This window comes from Streptomyces sp. NPDC059695 (assembly GCF_042733785.1).
In the GTDB taxonomy this organism is placed as follows: Bacteria; Actinomycetota; Actinomycetes; order Streptomycetales; family Streptomycetaceae; genus Streptomyces.
Genome location: NZ_JBHWFF010000010.1, coordinates 112577 through 129060 on the forward strand (window position 1 = coordinate 112577; position 16484 = coordinate 129060).

Consider the following 16484-nt stretch of genomic DNA (forward strand, 5'->3'; position numbering starts at 1 on the left):
CTAACCCTCTAAAAACACTACCCCTTCCATCTTCGGTCTCGCCGCGGGCCCTGGCATATTTGTTTCCCCCAACCGGGGGGGCCCCCCCCGGCCCCCCCCCCCCCCCCCCCCCCCCGGGACCGACAGAACCGCAGGTCATCAGCCCTTGCGGGTCTTGACCTCTTCGGTGAGCTGCGGGACGACGTCGAACAGGTCGCCGACGACGCCGTAGTCGACCAGGTCGAAGATCGGAGCCTCGGCGTCCTTGTTGATCGCGACGATGGTCTTCGAGGTCTGCATGCCCGCGCGGTGCTGGATCGCGCCGGAGATGCCAGAGGCGATGTACAGCTGCGGCGAGACCGACTTGCCGGTCTGGCCGACCTGGTTCGAGTGCGGGTACCAGCCGGCGTCGACGGCGGCGCGGGAGGCGCCGACGGCGGCACCGAGCGAGTCGGCGAGCGCCTCGATGACCGCGAAGTTCTCGGCGCCGTTGACGCCGCGGCCGCCGGAGACCACGATCGCGGCCTCGGTCAGCTCCGGGCGGCCGGTCGACTCGCGCGGGGTGCGCGCGGTGACCTTGGTGCCGGTGGCCAGCGCGCCGAAGGAGACCTCGAGGGCCTCGACGGCGCCGGCGGCCGGGGCGGCCTCGACGGGGGCCGAGTTCGGCTTGACCGTGATGACCGGGGTGCCCTTGGAGACACGGGACTTGGTGGTGAAGGAGGCGGCGAACGCGGACTGCGTCGCGACCGGGCCCTCGTCACCGGCCTCCAGGTCCACGGCGTCGGTGATGATGCCGGAGCCGATGCGGACCGCGAGGCGGGCGGCGATCTCCTTGCCCTCGGCGGAGGACGGGACGAGCACGGCGGCCGGGGAGACGGCGGCGACGGCGGCCTGGAGCGCGTCGACCTTCGGGACGACGAGGTACTCGGCGAACTCGGGGGCGTCGGCGGTGAGGACCTTGACGGCGCCGTGCTCGGCGAGCGCGGCGGCGGTGTCGGCGGCGCCGTTGCCCAGCGCGACGGCGACCGGGTCGCCGATGCGGCGGGCGAGGGTCAGCAGCTCCAGGGTGGGCTTGCGGACGGCTCCGTCGACGTGGTCGACGTAGACGAGGATGTCAGCCATGGGACTTCAATCTCCTGCGAACGGAAAAGGGGCGGTCTGAGGGGAACGGACGCGGTTCGCGCGAGCCCTTAGATGAACTTCTGGCTCGCGAGGAACTCGGCCAGCTGCTTGCCGCCCTCGCCCTCGTCCTTGACGATCGTGCCCGCGGTGCGCGCCGGACGCTCGGCGGCGGAGTCGACCGCGGTCCAGGCGCCCTCGAGGCCGACCTCGTCGGCGTCGATCTCCAGGTCCTCCAGGTCCAGGGACTCGACCGGCTTCTTCTTCGCGGCCATGATGCCCTTGAAGGACGGGTAGCGGGCCTCGCCCGACTGGTCCGTCACCGAGACGACGGCCGGAAGCGAGGCCTCCAGCTGCTCGGAGGCGGTGTCGCCGTCACGGCGACCGGTCACGACGCCGCCGTCGATCTTGACCTCGGAGAGCAGCGTGACCTGCGGGACGCCCAGGCGCTCGGCGAGGATCGCCGGCAGGACGCCCATGGTGCCGTCGGTGGAGGCCATGCCGGCGATGACGACGTCGTAGCCGACCTTCTCGATGGCCTTGGCGAGCACGAGCGAGGTGCCCATGACGTCGGTGCCGTGCAGGTCGTCGTCCTCGACGTGGACGGCCTTGTCGGCGCCCATGGAGAGCGCCTTGCGCAGCGCGTCCTTGGCGTCCTCGGGGCCGACCGTGAGCACGGTGACCTCGGCGTCGTCGGCCTCTTCGGCGATCTGCAGGGCCTGCTCGACGGCGTACTCGTCGAGCTCCGACAGAAGGCCGTCGACGTCGTCGCGGTCGACGGTCAGGTCATCGGCGAAGTGCCGGTCGCCGGTGGCGTCGGGCACGTACTTCACACAGACAACGATCCTCAAGCTCACGCCGGCTCTCCTACTGCATCGGTCATAACTGGGCTGCCTTGTTGCTCGCAGCATAGGCGCCTGAAGGGCGGGTTTCCGGTCGGGGCGCCTGACGCCCCGACCCGAATATTACTCGCCAGTACACCCAGTTCGTTACCGCTGAGCAAGCGCTCAGCCATGTGACCTTGCCAACGCGCGGAGAGCGGCGCGCACGGGAACTCTCAGTCGCGCAGCGCGTTGAAGCGGCCGTGGTGGTAGAGGAGCGGCCGGCCGGCTCCGTCCGGGTCCCCGGCGACCGCCTGCGCGATGACGATCCGGTGGTCCCCCGCGGGCACCCGGGCCACCACGCGGCAGACCAGCCAGGCGAGGACGCCGTCGAGCACGGGCACGCCCTCGGGGCCGAGGCTCCAGCGGGTGCCCTCGCCGAAGCGGTCGGCGCCGCTGCGCGCGAAGGTGGCCGCGAGCTCCTGCTGGTGCTCGCCGAGTATGTGCACGCCGATGTGTTCGGCCTCGGAGACGACGGGCCAGCTGGAGGAGGTCGTACCCACCCCGAAGGAGATCAGCGGGGGTTCGGCGGCCACGGAGTTGAGCGAGGTCGCGGTGAAGCCGACGGGGCGTTCGCCGTGCGCGGTGATGACCGCGACTCCGGCCGCGTGCCGGCGGAAGACGGAGCGGAGCAGATCGGGTGAGGCCTGCCGGGGTGCGCCGATCGTGGGAACCGTGCTGAGCTGGAGGTCCGGAGTGACCGTCATGGAGTTGTCCTTCTGCGAGGGCGTCATGAGAGGAGTCCTGGGGTGGTCAGACACCCGGACAGCGCGCGCTCGCGTTGCGGGCCAGGTCCACGTGGGCCCGGCCGTAGAGAAGGAGTTCTATGGGCACCCCGCAAGGGTGACGATCGGTGGACGGTGCAGTCAAGTGCGTACCGGGATGTGGGAGAAGTGTCACGGCGTCAGACCGCCCGGCCGAGAGCGGCGATGACGTCCGCCCTGCGGGGCTGTCCGGCGGCCCGGCGGACGACGCGCCCGGCGGCGTCGAGGACGAGGACCGTGGGGGTCCGGACGATGCCGAGCTCCCGCACCAGGTCGAGCCGCTCCTCGGCGTCGATCTCCACGTGCCCCACGCCCGGAACCATCGCGGCGACCTCGGCGAGGGTGCGGCGGGTGGCCCGGCAGGGCTGGCAGAACGCCGTCGAGAACTGGACGAGGGTGGCCCGCTCCCCCAGTGCGGCGCCGAGCGCCTCCGGACCCAGGACCTCGGTCATGCCACTCCCCTTCACTCGTCCGTTCCCCCGGTGCAGCACCCGGCGCCGCCGATCGATTCCCGCCACGGCCACCGCGAGTGACGAGAATCTCCCTGTACGAAGCCGTCTGGACTGGTCACGGGGCCCCACATGGGGCACGATCTGCCCAAAGCCGAAAACCTACGGCCGCGTAACTTCGCCGGGAGAACCCGCTCCGGGCGCCTGAAGAAGAGGTTCCTCTCCGATGGCAGAACTCGTCTATCGACCGGTCGTCGGTGCCGCGCTGACCCTGTTCAAGGCGCTCGACCTGAAGATCGACACCCAGGGTTCGGAGCACATCCCCCGGACGGGCGGCGCCGTGCTCGTGAGCAACCACATCAGCTATCTGGACTTCATCTTCACCGGTCTCGCCACGCTGCCGCAGAAGCGCCTGGTGCGCTTCATGGCGAAGGACTCCGTCTTCAAGCACAAGATCTCGGGACCGCTCATGCGCGGCATGAAGCACATCCCGGTGGACCGCGCCGCGGGCGAGCACGCGTACCAGCACGCCCTGGAGTCGCTGCGCGCCGGGGAGATCATCGGCGTCTTCCCCGAGGCGACCATCTCCCAGTCCTTCACGCTCAAGAGCTTCAAGACGGGTGCCGCGCGCCTGGCGCAGGAGGCGGGCGTCCCGCTGATCCCGATGGCGCTGTGGGGCACCCAGCGGCTGTGGACGAAGGGCCGGCCCCGGAACTTCAGGCGGAGCCACATCCCGGTGACGATCCGCGTCGGCGAGCCCGTGGAGGCCCCCGCCGACCAGTACGCGGGCGCCATCACCCGGCGGCTGCGCGAGCGCGTCCAGGAGCTCCTGGAGGCCGCCCAGCGCGCCTACCCGGTGCGCCCGAAGGACGCGAGCGACACCTGGTGGGTGCCCGCGCACCTCGGCGGTACGGCTCCGACGCCGGCACAGGTGAAGGAAGCCGGCTGACGCAGCTCCCTCGGAGCCGTCCCAAACCGGCCTAGGAGCCGCCTCGAAGCCGTCCCGGCACTGCCGGCCGGTTCAGAGCCCTGCGGGCAGCGTCCGTTCGAGGGACGCGCGGTCCGGCGCGGCCTTCAGGGCGGCCAGGACGGCCGGGTGCGGCTCCGCGTACAGCTCGGGGTGGTCCACCTCCCCCAGCTCGGGCCGTACGGGCCAGGCCAGCCGCTCCTCTCCCAGGGAGAACCGGGCGTCGACGCCCGGCTTGTTCCCCCGCACGTCCTGACGGGCCCAGGCGCGTTCGCCGGGCAGCAGGACGGCGACCAGGCCGTGGATCACCGGGTCCGAGCCGTCGTCCTCGGTGAGCCGCTGGTAGCAGAGGGCGGCGGGGATGCCGCGGGCTCGCAGCAGCGCCGCGTAGGCGATGGACTTGGCGTAGCAGATGCCGGTGCGCCGCTCCAGGACGTCCGAGGCGCGCCAGGTGACGCGCGGGTCGCCGGAGTCCATGGAGTGCGGGATGGTGTCCCGGACGAAGGTGTAGGCCGCCTCGGCGTATGAGTATGCGTCGGGGTGGTCGGCGGCGAGGCGTTCGGACACGCTCCTGACGAGCGGATGGTCATGATCGACAGCCTCGCCCACCGCGAGATAGGCCTTGATGTCGGGGCTCTGTTGGATGAGTTCCATGCGGAGCGACCCTATGAAGACGGCCGGACGGAGTCAATGACTTTCCGTCCGGCCGCATATTCATACACCGCGTGCTAGCGGGCCAGCTCTTCCTTCAGGGCCTGGAGGAAGGCGTCCACGTCGTCCTCCGTGGTGTCGAAGGCGCACATCCAGCGGACATCGCCGGCGGCCTCGTCCCAGAAGTAGAAGCGGAACCGTTCCTGCAGGCGTCGGCTCACCTCGTGCGGGAGGCGGGCGAAGACCGCGTTGGCCTGCACCGGGTAGAGGATCTCCACCCCGTCGACCTCGCGCACCCCGGCCGCGAGGCGGCGGGCCATCGCGTTGGCGTGGCGGGCGTTGCGCAGCCACAGGTCCTTCGCGAGGAGGGCCTCCAGCTGCACCGACACGAAGCGCATCTTCGAGGCGAGCTGCATGGACAGCTTGCGCAGGTGCTTCATGTGGCTGACCGCGTCGGGGTTGAGGACGACGACGGCCTCGCCGAAGAGCATGCCGTTCTTCGTCCCGCCGTACGAGATCACGTCCACGCCGACCGCGTTCGTGAACGCGCGCATCGGCACGTCGAGCGAGGCGGCCGCGTTGGCGATCCGGGCCCCGTCGAGGTGCACCTTCATGCCCTTGGCGTGGGCGTGCTCGACGATCGCCCGGATCTCCTCCACCGTGTAGACGGTGCCGAGCTCCGTGTTCTGGGTGATCGAGACGACCTGGGGCATGGCCCGGTGCTCGTCCTCCCAGCCCCAGGCCTGCCGGTCGATCAGCTCGGGGGTGAGCTTGCCGTCCGGGGTGGGGACGGTGAGCAGCTTGAGGCCGCCCATCCGCTCCGGCGCGCCGCCCTCGTCCACGTTGATGTGGGCGCTCTCGGCGCAGATGACGGCGCCCCAGCGGTCGGTGAGCGCCTGGAGGGCGGTCACGTTCGCCCCGGTCCCGTTGAAGACCGGGAACGCCTCGGCGGAGGAGCCGAAGTGGCTGTGCATGATCCGCTGGAGGTGATCGGTGTACTGGTCCTCGCCGTAGGCGACCTGGTGGCCTTCGTTGGCGAGGGCGAGGGCCGCGAGGACCTCGGGGTGTGCGCCGGCGTAGTTGTCGCTGGCGAAGCCCCGGACCGACGGGTCGTGGTGACGACGTGCGTCGGTCCTGGGGCCGAGTGCCGCGGTCACGGCTTGGGGGTCAGCCACAGACGCTGTCCATTCACTTCCTGGGCGGGCTTGTCCCAGAGCCCGGCGATCTCCTCGGCCAGGTCCTTGACGTCGGTGAAGCCCGCGAACTTCGCGTTGGGGCGTTCGGCGCGCATGGCGTCGTGCACCAATGCCTTGATCACCAGGATGGCAGCCGCCGCCTGCGGGCCTTCGTCGCCCCCCAGCTTGCGGAAGGAGTCGGCCATGGCGAGGGTCCAGGCCTCGGCGGCCGCCTTGCCCGCGTTGTACGCGGCGTTGTTGGCGACCGGCTTGTGGGCGCCGGACTGGCTGATCAGGGCGTACCGGCCGCGCCCGCCGGCGCGCAGCAGCCCGTCGTGGAAGGCGAGCGAGGTGTGCTGGACCGTGCGGATCAGGAGCTTCTCCAGGAAGTCCCAGTCCTTGAGGTCGGACTCGGTGAAGGACGGGGCACCGCGCCAGCCGCCGACGAGGTGGACCAGGCCGTCGATCCGGCCGAACTCCTTCTCGGTCTTCGCCGCCCAGTCGCGCGTGGCATCCAGGTCGAGGAGGTCGACGGTGTCGCCGACGACCTTGGCCCCGCCGTGCGCGTAGCGGGCGGCGTCGACGGCCTCCGCGAGGCGCGCCGGGTCGGCGTCGGAGCCGACGACCGTGGCGCCGGCCTCGGCGAGCCGCAGCAGCGTGGCCCGGCCCGCGGGTCCGGCCGCGCCGGCGACCGCGATGACGGCGCCGTCGAGCGGTCCGCCGTTTCCGTTGGAGATCATGGGCGACGCCTCCTCGGTGTTCTCGGTGAGGTCGCTCACGCGGCGGCCCGCTCGGTGCTCGGGACGTCGGCGGCGGTGATGCCCTTGGTGTCGGCGATCACGCCCTTCAGCCTCTTGGCGAGGGCCTCAAAGAACATGCTGAGCGGAAACTCGTCCGGAAGCACGTCGTCGACGAGCTTGCGGGGCGGCAGCGAGAGGTCGAGGGCGTCGGGACCCTTGGCCCACTTCGATCCCGGGTGCGGGGCGAGGTAGCCGGAGACGAACTCGTACGCCTTGAACCAGTGGACCAGCTTCGGGCGGTCGATGCCGTCGCGGTACAGGGTCTCGATCTCGGAGCAGAGGCGGTTGGTGACCTCCGGGGCCCGCTCCCAGTCGATCGTGAGGATGTTGTCCGTCCAGCGCACCACGTCGTTCTTGTGGAGGTACGCGAAGAGGAGCTGGCCGCCCAGACCGTCGTAGTTGCGGTTGCGGTCGCCGGTGAGCGGGAACCGGAACATCCGGTCGAAGAGGACGGCGTACTGCACGTCACGGCCGTGCGCGTTGCCCTCGGCCTCCAGCTTCACGGCCTCCTTGAAGGCGGTGAGGTCGCAGCGGAGCTCCTCCAGGCCGTACATCCAGAAGGGCTGGCGCTGCTTGATCATGAAGGGGTCGAAGGGCAGGTCGCCGCGGCTGTGGGCGCGGTCGTGGACCAGGTCCCAGAGCGCGAAGGCCTGCTCGCAGCGCTTCTGGTCGCCGAGCATGACGGCGATGTCCTCGGGGAGCTTCACGCCGAGGGTGTCGACGGCCGCCTCGGTGACCTTGCGGAAGCGCGCGGCCTCGCGGTCGCAGAAGATGCCGCCCCAGGTGAAGCGCTCCGGGACCTCGCGGACGGCGACGGTCTCGGGGAAGAGGACGGCCGAGTTGGTGTCGTACCCGGCGGTGAAGTCCTCGAAGGTGATGCCGCAGAAGCCCGGGTTGTCGTAGCGGGTGCGCTCCAGCTCGGAGAGCCACTCCGGCCAGACCATGCGGAGCACGACGGCCTCGAAGTTGCGGTCCGGGTTGCCGTTCTGCGTGTACATCGGGAAGAGCACGAGGTGCTGGAGCCCGTCGGCGCGGCCGGCGGCCGGGTGGAACTCCATGAGCGAGTCCAGGAAGTCCGGCACCGCGAAGCCGCCCTCGACCCAGTGGCGCAGGTCCGCGACGAGGGCGCGGTGGTACGCGGCGTCGTGCGGGAGGAGCGGGGAGAGCTGCTCGACGGCCGCGACCAGGCGGTCCACGGTCAGCTCGGCGAGCGCGCGGGCGGGGGCGTCCTCGGCCTCGAAGTCGATGGAGCCGTCCGGGCGCTGCCAGGGACGGATCTCCTCCACGGCATTCTTGAGCTCGGCCCAGGCCGGGTGGTCGATCACAGGGGCGTCGGTGGATATCCCCCCACCGGTCGTGTCCTGCACAAGAATTTCCGTCATGCCTCTTCCTCCACAGGAGAACCTCGCGTCAAGACAACGTAACCATTGACGCCTGATTCCCACAAGGGGAGGCAAGGGAAATTATCCTGTGCGACCCCCCTGGCGACAGAAAGTTTTCCTGCGCACCAGGGGTGAAGCCACTCTTCCGCCGTGCGGATCAGTCCAGCGGCTTGATCAGCAGCTCGAACTCCAGGTCGTCGCGCTGGGGCAGGCCGAAGCGCTCGTCGCCGTACGGGAACGGGGTCATCCGGCCCGTGCGCCGGTAGCCGCGCCGCTCGTACCAGGCGATCAGCTCCTCGCGCACCGAGATCACCGTCATGTGCATCTCGCGCGCGTCCCACAGCTCGCGCACCCGGCGCTCCGCCTCCGCGATGATCCGCTTGCCGAGGCCCGCGCCCTGGAGCTCGGGCCGCACCGCGAACATGCCGAAGTAGGCCGCCTCCCCCCGGTGCTCCAGCTGGCAGCAGGCGACGAGCTCACCGTCGCGCTCGACGACCAGGAGCCGGCTGCCGGGGGCCTCGATGACCGCGGCCACGCCCTCCGGGTCGGTGCGCTGCCCCTGGAGGATGTCCGCCTCCGTCGTCCAGCCGCCGCGGCTGGCGTCGCCCCGGTAGGCCGACTCCACGAGCGGGACGAGCGCCGGGACGTCGTCGAGGACCGCTTCGCGGTAGCTGATCCGGCCGGTCTCCTGGGACGTGGCGGTGTCCATGTGTGTGGGGCTCCCCTCGGGTGCTGACGATCGGCGTGCGCGATCGTCCCGAGCCTAACGCGCGCGCCCCTTCACTCCCCTCGTACACCCGTGCGCGCCCGTGCGCCCGCGTGCGGCGCCCGGCCGGCGGGCATTCACCGGGAGGGGACGGCGTCCAAGGGGAGGTGTGCCCGTGCACGGAGCGGCCCTGACCGGGTGGCTGCTGGTCGCGCTGTGCGCGGCGACGGGCGTCTACTGCCTGCTGCGGATGCGCGCCTGCGTCGGCGAGGAGCGGCGGGCCGCGGGCGGCGAGGCGGTGATGGGCTTCGGCATGGCCCTCATGGCCCTGCCCGCAGCCGCCCTCAGCCCCCCGCACTGGAGCTGGGCGGTGTACGCGACGGTGTTCGGCGCGGCGACGCTGCACGGACTCCTGGCGCTCCGGCACGGCGGTCAGCATCTGCACCACCTGGTCGGCTCGCTCGCCATGGTCTACATGGCGGTGGCGATGGCGGCCCCCGGCGCGGCGGGGGCGCACGCGGGGCACACGGCCGGGGCCATGGGGCCGGCGGGAGGCATACCCCTGCTCACGGGCGGGCTCCTCCTCTACTACATGGCGTACGTGCTGCGCGCGGGGACGCGGCTCGTGCCGGTGGCGGCGAGCGCGGGCGGACCGGGGCCCGCCTGGGCGACCCGGCCGGAGCTGACGCTCGCCTGCCGGCTCTCCATGGCCCTGGCGATGCTGGCGATGCTGGTGACCCTGTGAGGCCGCGCGCACCCGGACACGGGCGGCCCCACGGGATCCGGTCCGGCGGCAGCGGCTTCCGGCCAACCAAACCGTGGCGTACGTCACTTGACGGACGCGCCCATACCCCCGGCGAGTACCGCCCTCATAGGGTGACGGCATGTGGGTCTCCCTCGCGCTGTTCCTGCTCGGCGTCCTGACCGCCCTCGCGGCCCCCCGGCTGCTGTCCCGGGCCGACTGGGCCGAGCGAGAACCCGTGGTGGCCCTGTGGGTGTGGCAGTGCGTGGTGGCCGCCGTACTGCTGAGCTTCGCGCTCTCCATGACGTTCAGCGCCTCCGCCTCCTGGCAGGCCGTCCGGGGACAGGTCTTCGCGGGCGCGCCGCGCGCCGTGGTCGACGCCTACGAGCTCGGCACGTCCGGTCCCTGGTCCGCGGTCCTCGCGGTGGTCCTCGCGGCCGGCGGGCTCTGGTCCGGCGCGATGCTGGGCCGCGAGATCGGTCTCGCCCGGGCCCGGCGCAGGCAGCGGCACTGCGAGCTGCTGGTCCGCGCGCCCCTGATGCCCGGGGAGCTGCCGGGCAGCGAGCGGCTCGTCGTCCTGGAGGGCGAACGGGCGCACGCCTGGTGGATGGCGGGCGCCACGCCCCAGCTGGTCATCACGACCGCGGCGCTGCGGCGGCTGAAGGGGCGCCAGCTGGACGCGGTCCTGGCGCACGAGCAGGGCCACGCCCGCGCCCGGCACGACTGGCTGCTGCACAGCTCGGGGGCGCTGGCCGCCGGATTCCCGGGGATCCCGGTCTTCGCGGCCTTCCGCGAGGAGATGCACCGCCTGGTGGAGCTGGCCGCCGACGACGTGGCCTCGCGCCGCTTCGGCCGGCTGACGATCGCCCTCGCCCTGGTCGAACTGAACGAGGACCGGGGCGTGTTCGGCCCGGGCCCGGCCCCCGCCGCGGACCTTCCCCAGCGGGTGAACCGACTGCTCACGGCGGCACCGCGGCTCACCGCCGGGCGCCGCCTCCGGCTGACGGCGGCGGCGTCCCTGGTCCCCGTGGTCCCGGTGCTCGTGGCCTTCGTCCCGGCACTCCGCGCGCTGGGCTGACGGCGGGTGCGAGGACGCGCGACGGCCGCGGCCCGCACGCGCGCCGGGACCTCCGGCAGGGACCGGGCGACGGACGTGGCCGCGACCGCCGGCGGGGACCGGAGCGGCGGCGGGCCCGTCGGGGGCGCGGCGCGCGGCGGACCCGGGGACGGCGGCGCGGCGCGGGCCGTCGGGCAGGATCGGGGGATGCGCACCTCCGCCGTGATCTCCGGAGCCCTGGCCGTGCTCCTGCTCGTGCTCGTCGCCGCGGGGTGGCCACCGCTGCTCTCGCTCGACCGCTCGGTCGCCGACGCGCTCCATCGCAGTGCCCTCGCCCACCCGGGGTTCACGCACGTCAACCGGATCCTCTCCGACTGGGTGTGGGACCCGTGGACGATGCGCGCCCTGGCCGCCGTCGCCGTGGTGCTGCTGTGGTGGCGGCGGGAGCGGCGGACGGCGCTGTGGATGGCCGGGACGAGCCTGCTGGCGGTCGGGCTCCAGCAGGCCCTCAAGGCGCTGGTGGGGCGGGACCGGCCACAGTGGACCGACCCGGTCGACTCCGCGCGGTACGCCGCCTTCCCCTCCGGGCACGCGATGACGGCGACGGTCACCTGCGGGCTGCTGCTCTGGGTCCTCGCCCTGCACTGGCGGGAGGAGTGGCGCGGCTGGGGCACGCTCGCGGGCGCGGCGGCCGTCTCGGTGCTCGGGGTCGGGTGGACGCGGGTCTACCTGGGCGTGCACTGGCCCTCGGACGTCGTCGAGGGGTGGCTGGTCGGCTGGTGCTGCGTCGCCGTGGCGGTGCTCACGTACCGGCGGACCGCACCGGACGGGGACCGCTCCGGTGACGGGAGCGGTGGGAGCAGAATGGGAGGAAGCCGATGAAGCCGCCTGTTCTGGACGATCCCCCGTGTCGCCCAGAACAGACGGCATCCCCGGCGGTATGCCACACGGGCATGCCGACGGGATGCGCCGAGTATATTGGCCGGCAGCCAGTCAACGCAGGAGTCCAGCATGTCCCCGCGTAGCCCATCGGTCAATGAAGAGCTCCGGCGCAGGTCGCGGGAGCGCATCCTCCAGGCCACCGTGGAGCTCGTCGACGCCCGCGGATACGAGGCGACGACGCTCGGCGACATAGCGGAGCGGGCCGGGACGGCTCGGGGGCTGATCTCGTACTACTTCCCCGGCAAGCACGTGCTGCTCCAGGCGGCGGTGCACCGGCTGATGCACCTCACCCTGGAGGAGGCGCTCGAACGGGAGCCGCACACGGAGGACGGCCGCGAGCGCCTCGCCCGGGCGATCGACGCGATCCTGGGGCTCGCGGTGACGCGGCCCACCCTGATGCGGACCCACATGGCGGGCATCCTGCAGGCCGACGGGTTCGTGCAGTGCGAGGAGCAGCAGCGCCTGGCGTTCCTGCTGCGGGACACCGTCACGCGGTACGGCTCCGCGGACGTGGACACGGACTACCCGATGCTGCGCGCCCTGTTGATGGGCTCGGTGGTGGCGGCGCTCCTGCCGGGGGCCCCGATGCCGCCGGCGCGCCTGCGGTGGGAGCTGTTCCAGCGGTACGGGCTCGACTGGGAGGCCGGCGCGCCGCCGGACGGGGGTCCGCCCGACGGCGCGCCGCGATCATGAGACGGTGATCAGTGCCTGACGGTCGGCACCGCGTGGTCAGTGCTTGAAGTCGTCGAAGTAGTCCGGCTGGGTCTGGACGTTGAGCTCGTCCATCCGGATCCGCTTCGCCGGGTCCGTACGGCGGTCGGAGAGCTTCAGGACGTCGAAGCCCTTCGCGATGTCGTTCGAGTAGATGTGGCCGTTGTAGTAGTACGCGGACCACGATCCGCCGGTCGCGACGGTGGTGGCCGACAGCGGACCGCGCTCGAAGTAGGCGATCTCCTTCGGGGCGGAGGAGTCCGTGAAGTCCCAGACGGAGACGCCGCCCTGGTACCAGGCCTGGACCATGAGGTCCTTGCCCTTGACCGGGATCAGCGAGCCGTTGTGGGCGACGCAGTTCTCGGTGTCGGCCTGGTGGCGCGGGATCTTGAAGTAGCTGCGGAAGACGAGCTTGCGCTTGTCTCCCTTGCCGACGATGTCGTAGATGCCGTCGGCGCCGCGGTTCGGGCCGATCACGGCGTTGCAGGTGGCGGCACCGCCGCCGCCGAGCTCGTCGGTGAAGACGACCTTGTCGGCCTTCTGATTGAAGGTCGCGGAGTGCCAGAACGCGAAGTTGACGTTGTCCTGGACCTGGTCGATCACCCGGGGGTGCTCGGGGTCCTTGATGTCGAAGAGGATGCCGTCACCCATGCAGGCGCCGGCCGCGAGGTCCTTCTCCGGCAGCACGGTGATGTCGTGGCAGCCGGTGGTCTTGGAGACGCCCGGGTTGGTGGGCGAGCCCGGGTTGCCGCCGCCGTCCGGACCCTCGCCCGGGAAGAGGACGGGGAAGTTGACGACCGCCGCCTTCTCGGGCGCCTTGCGCGGCACCTTGATGACGGAGATGCCGTCGTGCGGGGGCTGGCAGTCGGGGAAGGCCGCGTTGGGCGAGTACGAGGAGACGTACACGTACACGTTCTTGCCCTTGGGCAGGATCGTGTGGGTGTGCGAACCGCAGGCGGTCTCGACGGCGGCGACGTACTTCGGGTTGGCGATGTCGCTGATGTCGAAGATCTTCATGCCCTCCCACGATTCCTTCACCGAGGCGGGCTGCGTCGTGCTGGCGCACGAGTTGTCGCTGCGGGAGGAGTCGGTGGACAGGAAGAGGAGGTTCCCGGAGACCGAGATGTCGTTCTGGGATCCCGGGCAGAGGACCTGCGCGACGGTCTTCGGGGCCTTCGGGTTGCTGATGTCGTAGATGCGGAAGCCGTCGTAATTGCCGGCGAACGCGTACTTGCCCTGGAACGCCAGGTCCGTGTTGAGGCTCTGGAGGGCGTCCTTGGGGACGTTCGCGAGGTGCTCGATGTTCTTGCTGTGGACGATCTCGTCCACGCCGGGTATCTCGCCGCTCCGGATGGCGGAGCGCGCATCGGCAGCCTGCTGCGAGGAGACCGCACCCTGCGCGGGAACGGCGTCTCCGGGGTCGGGGGTGGCGGCCGCGGGGCCTGCCGCGAGCAGTGTGGCCAGCAGTCCGGCCGCGGCGGATGCCACGCCCAGGCGTCTGAACCGGGCACGCGGTTCACGCGTGTCGGACGTGGTACGCGGGGTACGCAACGAAGTCACTCCGTCCTCCCTGGTATCCGTTCGTCTGTGAACGGGTGTGGGACCCCGGCAGTATCTTCCGTGGCGTGCACATCTCAACAGATGGCAACACAGACGTAATGAAGGTTTTTGATCGGTCCCCGCGAGAAAAGTGCTAGGAACGGTCACTGTCCTTGCAAAAACATCTGGAGGTCGCGTTGTTGATCCGCCGTCAGCGTGCCGTCGCCCTCGCGGCCCTGTCCGCCGTCGCCGTACTCGCCCTGGGCGCCTGCGAGTCGGGGTCCGGCCAGGACGCGCCGCGGGCCGGCGCCTCGACCGCGCCCTCGGTGGTGGCACCGGGCAAGCCCGGTGAACCGGCCCGGCGGATATCCCCGGAGGAGGCCGCCCGGCTGCTCCCCGACGAGAGCCCGAACGGCGCCGACTTCCGGTACGCGCAGATGATGATCGTGCACCACCGGCAGGCCCTGACGATGACGGAGCTGGCCCCGGCGCGGGCGTCCTCGCCTCAGGTGAGGAAGGTCGCGGAACGGATCGCGGCGGCGCAGCGGCCGGAGATCGACGCGATGGAAGGTTGGCTGAAAAACAACGGTGGTCCGCGCGAACAGGGCGCCCACGACCATCACTCGATGCCGGGCATGGCGACCGAGGCTCAGCTGGCCGAACTGAGGAGCGCGAAGGGCCGAGCCTTCGACGAGCTCTTCCTGAAGCTCATGATCAAGCACCACGAGGGCGCCGTGACGATGGCCGCCGAGGTGCTGAGCCAGGGGAACAACGTCCTCGTGGAGGAGATGGCGAACGACGTGATCGCCCAGCAGACCTCGGAGATCAACCGGATGCGCTCCCTGTAGGACGGAGGACCGACCCCCAGGGGGGCGGCGATCCCCGGGCCGCCTCCCCCCTCATGGCCGCCAGGCCGCCCCGGGCACCTCCCCTTCGCGGCCGTCGGCCGGCTCGGCCGTCTCCCCCCACACGGGCGTCAGACGGTCCCGGCCGCCTCTCCCCCGCGGCCGTCCTGGGCGCCCGCGGCGGCCAGGACGGAGTCGAGGAGACCGGGGAAGAGGGCGTCGAGGTCGCTCCTGCGCAGGCAGTTGAGCTTGGCCGTGCCCCGGTACATCTGCTGGATGACCCCGCTCTCGCGGAGCACCCGGAAGTGGTGCGTGGTCGTGGACTTGGTGACCGGCAGGTCGAAGTACGAGCAGCTCAGTTCGGTCTCCTCGCGCGCCAGGTCCTGCACGATCCGCAGGCGCACGGCGTCCGAGAGGGCGTGCAGCACCTCTTCGAGGCGGATCTGGTCGCGCGCGGGGTGTTCGAGGACGCGCGGGCTGGTGGTGGTCGTCATGGCGGCGGCTCCACTTCATCCGGGATGCCGCCCATTGTACGAGAGCTCTCGTAGTTTGACAGGTGCCGTACTACGATGAGTATCGTACGAACACCTTCGAGGCATCCCGAAACGGAGTCCGTCATGAGCGTCGCCCTGTTCGAGCCCTACACCCTGCGGTCCCTCACCGTGCCCAACCGGGTCTGGATGGCGCCCATGTGCCAGTACTCGGCGGAGACGACCGGACCGCACGCCGGGGTCGCCGGCGACTGGCACTTCGCCCACTACGCCTCCCGCGCCACCGGAGGTGCCGGACTCATCCTCGTCGAGGCGACCGCCGTCTCCCCCGAGGGCCGCATCAGCCCGGCGGACCTCGGTCTCTGGAACGACACCCAGATCGAGGGACTGCGCCGGATCTCCGGATTCCTCAAGGAGCACGGCACCGTGCCCGGCATCCAGATCGGGCACGCCGGCCGCAAGGCCTCCACCGACCGCCCCTGGGAGGGCCGCGGCCCGGTCGACGCGTCCGAGGGCTGGCAGCCCGTCGGCCCCAGCCCGGTCGAGTTCGCCGAGGGCCACCCCGTGCCGACCGAGCTGACCGTGGAGGGCATCCAGGAGATCACCGGACAGTTCGCCGACGCGGCCCGGCGCGCCCTCGCGGCCGGCTTCGAGGTCCTGGAGGTGCACGGCGCCCACGGCTACCTCATCGGCGAGTTCCTCTCCCCGCACAGCAACCACCGCACGGACGCCTACGGCGGCTCGTTCGAGAACCGCACCCGGCTCGCCCTGGAGGTCGTCGACGCGGTGCGGGCCGTCTGGCCCGAGGAACTGCCCCTCTTCTTCCGGATCTCCGCCACCGACTGGCTGGAGGAGCAGGGCTGGACGGCCGACGAGACCGTACGGTTCGCCGCACTCCTGCGCGAGCACGGCGTCGACCTCCTGGACGTGTCCACCGGCGGCAACGGCGGACCGGCCCGGATCCCGGTGGGCCCCGGCTACCAGGTGCCCTTCGCCGCGCGGGTCAGGGCGGAGACCGGACTGCCCGTCGCCGCGGTCGGTCTGATCACCGAGAGCGGGCAGGCCGAGAAGATCCTCGCGAACGGCGAGGCCGACGCGGTCCTGCTCGGCCGCGAGCTGCTGCGCGACGCCTCCTGGCCGCGCCGCGCCGCCCGCGAGCTGGGTGCGCGGATCCCCGCCCCGTCGCAGTACGCCTGGGCGATCTGACAGCACGGCCGGACGGGCCGGCGCGGCCGGGACGCACAGGCCCGGCGTGTCTCCGGGGGTCGGCGCCGGGCCCGGAGT

General features: G+C 71.6%; 18 protein-coding genes. 7 read left to right on the forward strand and 11 right to left on the reverse strand.

The features are described 5' to 3' along the window. Positions 1 to 138: 138 nt before the first annotated feature. The 4 genes from ACFV2S_RS14940 to ACFV2S_RS14955 form a co-directional block, all read right to left on the reverse strand. Positions 139 to 1101 (reverse strand): electron transfer flavoprotein subunit alpha/FixB family protein, encoded by a 963-nt coding sequence (locus ACFV2S_RS14940; RefSeq protein WP_383793466.1) that lies wholly within the window; start codon positions 1099 to 1101, stop codon positions 139 to 141. A 68-nt stretch (positions 1102 to 1169) separates the two neighbouring features. Beyond that, positions 1170 to 1955, reverse strand: a complete 786-nt coding sequence (locus ACFV2S_RS14945) for an electron transfer flavoprotein subunit beta/FixA family protein (protein ID WP_385558043.1) — start codon at positions 1953 to 1955, stop codon at positions 1170 to 1172. A 200-nt stretch (positions 1956 to 2155) separates the two neighbouring features. Further along, positions 2156 to 2686 carry a flavin reductase family protein gene (locus tag ACFV2S_RS14950; protein WP_385558333.1) on the reverse strand — a complete coding sequence of 177 codons (531 nt, stop codon included), beginning with the start codon at positions 2684 to 2686 and terminating at the stop codon, positions 2156 to 2158. Positions 2687 to 2883: 197 nt separating this feature from the next. Then, a complete protein-coding gene (locus ACFV2S_RS14955; protein WP_383793472.1) occupies positions 2884 to 3195 on the reverse strand; it encodes a TlpA family protein disulfide reductase in 312 nt (103 codons plus the stop codon). Positions 3196 to 3418: 223 nt separating this feature from the next. On the opposite strand from ACFV2S_RS14955, the gene ACFV2S_RS14960 reads away from it, so the two are divergent. Continuing rightward, complete coding sequence (locus tag ACFV2S_RS14960; RefSeq protein ID WP_383793475.1) at positions 3419 to 4141, forward strand: lysophospholipid acyltransferase family protein; 723 nt, start codon at positions 3419 to 3421, stop codon at positions 4139 to 4141. A 72-nt stretch (positions 4142 to 4213) separates the two neighbouring features. Here the strand turns inward: ACFV2S_RS14960 and ACFV2S_RS14965 are convergent, their stop codons facing one another. The 5 genes from ACFV2S_RS14965 to ACFV2S_RS14985 form a co-directional block, all read right to left on the reverse strand. After that, positions 4214 to 4813, reverse strand: a complete 600-nt coding sequence (locus ACFV2S_RS14965) for a transglutaminase family protein (RefSeq protein WP_385558047.1) — start codon at positions 4811 to 4813, stop codon at positions 4214 to 4216. Positions 4814 to 4887: 74 nt separating this feature from the next. Continuing rightward, positions 4888 to 5967, reverse strand: coding sequence for a threonine aldolase family protein (locus tag ACFV2S_RS14970; RefSeq protein ID WP_385558050.1), 1080 nt, complete (start codon positions 5965 to 5967; stop codon positions 4888 to 4890). Then, positions 5964 to 6725, reverse strand: a complete 762-nt coding sequence (locus ACFV2S_RS14975) for an SDR family NAD(P)-dependent oxidoreductase (RefSeq protein WP_385558336.1) — start codon at positions 6723 to 6725, stop codon at positions 5964 to 5966. Before ACFV2S_RS14975 ends, ACFV2S_RS14970 begins: the two co-directional genes overlap by 4 nt. A gap of 35 nt (positions 6726 to 6760) precedes the next feature. Continuing rightward, entirely contained in the window at positions 6761 to 8167 is a 1407-nt protein-coding gene (locus ACFV2S_RS14980; protein WP_383793483.1) for a DUF6421 family protein, read from the reverse strand. A 157-nt stretch (positions 8168 to 8324) separates the two neighbouring features. Beyond that, positions 8325 to 8876, reverse strand: a complete 552-nt coding sequence (locus tag ACFV2S_RS14985) for a GNAT family N-acetyltransferase (protein ID WP_383793486.1) — start codon at positions 8874 to 8876, stop codon at positions 8325 to 8327. A 172-nt stretch (positions 8877 to 9048) separates the two neighbouring features. Here ACFV2S_RS14985 and ACFV2S_RS14990 point away from each other — a divergent pair, with 172 nt between their 5' ends. The 4 genes from ACFV2S_RS14990 to ACFV2S_RS15005 all read left to right on the forward strand — a co-directional run bounded on the left by ACFV2S_RS14990 (position 9049) and on the right by ACFV2S_RS15005 (position 12307). Then, positions 9049 to 9618: a DUF5134 domain-containing protein gene (locus tag ACFV2S_RS14990; protein WP_385558054.1), complete on the forward strand. Its 570-nt coding sequence runs from the start codon at positions 9049 to 9051 to the stop codon at positions 9616 to 9618. A gap of 139 nt (positions 9619 to 9757) precedes the next feature. Beyond that, complete coding sequence (locus ACFV2S_RS14995; RefSeq protein WP_385558057.1) at positions 9758 to 10693, forward strand: M56 family metallopeptidase; 936 nt, start codon at positions 9758 to 9760, stop codon at positions 10691 to 10693. 186 nt (positions 10694 to 10879) lie between these two features. Continuing rightward, positions 10880 to 11554 carry a phosphatase PAP2 family protein gene (locus ACFV2S_RS15000; RefSeq protein WP_385558060.1) on the forward strand — a complete coding sequence of 225 codons (675 nt, stop codon included), beginning with the start codon at positions 10880 to 10882 and terminating at the stop codon, positions 11552 to 11554. Between the two features lie 129 nt (positions 11555 to 11683). Then, on the forward strand, positions 11684 to 12307 hold the full coding sequence (locus ACFV2S_RS15005) for a TetR/AcrR family transcriptional regulator (RefSeq protein WP_385558063.1): 624 nt from the start codon (positions 11684 to 11686) through the stop codon (positions 12305 to 12307). A 36-nt stretch (positions 12308 to 12343) separates the two neighbouring features. On the opposite strand, the gene ACFV2S_RS15010 is transcribed toward ACFV2S_RS15005, so the two are convergent. Further along, a complete protein-coding gene (locus ACFV2S_RS15010; RefSeq protein ID WP_385558066.1) occupies positions 12344 to 13885 on the reverse strand; it encodes an LVIVD repeat-containing protein in 1542 nt (513 codons plus the stop codon). 176 nt (positions 13886 to 14061) lie between these two features. Here ACFV2S_RS15010 and ACFV2S_RS15015 point away from each other — a divergent pair, with 176 nt between their 5' ends. Next, positions 14062 to 14712 carry a DUF305 domain-containing protein gene (locus ACFV2S_RS15015; protein WP_385558339.1) on the forward strand — a complete coding sequence of 217 codons (651 nt, stop codon included), beginning with the start codon at positions 14062 to 14064 and terminating at the stop codon, positions 14710 to 14712. 128 nt (positions 14713 to 14840) lie between these two features. On the opposite strand, the gene ACFV2S_RS15020 is transcribed toward ACFV2S_RS15015, so the two are convergent. Next, on the reverse strand, positions 14841 to 15203 hold the full coding sequence (locus ACFV2S_RS15020; RefSeq protein ID WP_385558069.1) for an ArsR/SmtB family transcription factor: 363 nt from the start codon (positions 15201 to 15203) through the stop codon (positions 14841 to 14843). Between the two features lie 123 nt (positions 15204 to 15326). Here ACFV2S_RS15020 and ACFV2S_RS15025 point away from each other — a divergent pair, with 123 nt between their 5' ends. Next, on the forward strand, positions 15327 to 16406 hold the full coding sequence (locus ACFV2S_RS15025) for an NADH:flavin oxidoreductase/NADH oxidase (RefSeq protein ID WP_385558072.1): 1080 nt from the start codon (positions 15327 to 15329) through the stop codon (positions 16404 to 16406). The last annotated feature ends 78 nt before the right edge of the window (positions 16407 to 16484 follow it).

Coding starts and splice junctions, on each gene's coding strand:
- ACFV2S_RS14940 (WP_383793466.1), bottom strand. CDS start 1,101: ATGGCTGACATCCTCGTCTACGTCGACCACGTCGACGGAGCCGTCCGC.
- ACFV2S_RS15005 (WP_385558063.1), top strand. CDS start 11,684: ATGTCCCCGCGTAGCCCATCGGTCAATGAAGAGCTCCGGCGCAGGTCG.
- ACFV2S_RS14965 (WP_385558047.1), bottom strand. CDS start 4,813: ATGGAACTCATCCAACAGAGCCCCGACATCAAGGCCTATCTCGCGGTG.
- ACFV2S_RS14960 (WP_383793475.1), top strand. CDS start 3,419: ATGGCAGAACTCGTCTATCGACCGGTCGTCGGTGCCGCGCTGACCCTG.
- ACFV2S_RS14980 (WP_383793483.1), bottom strand. CDS start 8,167: ATGACGGAAATTCTTGTGCAGGACACGACCGGTGGGGGGATATCCACC.
- ACFV2S_RS14950 (WP_385558333.1), bottom strand. CDS start 2,686: ATGACGGTCACTCCGGACCTCCAGCTCAGCACGGTTCCCACGATCGGC.
- ACFV2S_RS14955 (WP_383793472.1), bottom strand. CDS start 3,195: ATGACCGAGGTCCTGGGTCCGGAGGCGCTCGGCGCCGCACTGGGGGAG.
- ACFV2S_RS15020 (WP_385558069.1), bottom strand. CDS start 15,203: ATGACGACCACCACCAGCCCGCGCGTCCTCGAACACCCCGCGCGCGAC.
- ACFV2S_RS14985 (WP_383793486.1), bottom strand. CDS start 8,876: ATGGACACCGCCACGTCCCAGGAGACCGGCCGGATCAGCTACCGCGAA.
- ACFV2S_RS14975 (WP_385558336.1), bottom strand. CDS start 6,725: ATGATCTCCAACGGAAACGGCGGACCGCTCGACGGCGCCGTCATCGCG.
- ACFV2S_RS15000 (WP_385558060.1), top strand. CDS start 10,880: ATGCGCACCTCCGCCGTGATCTCCGGAGCCCTGGCCGTGCTCCTGCTC.
- ACFV2S_RS15025 (WP_385558072.1), top strand. CDS start 15,327: ATGAGCGTCGCCCTGTTCGAGCCCTACACCCTGCGGTCCCTCACCGTG.
- ACFV2S_RS14995 (WP_385558057.1), top strand. CDS start 9,758: ATGTGGGTCTCCCTCGCGCTGTTCCTGCTCGGCGTCCTGACCGCCCTC.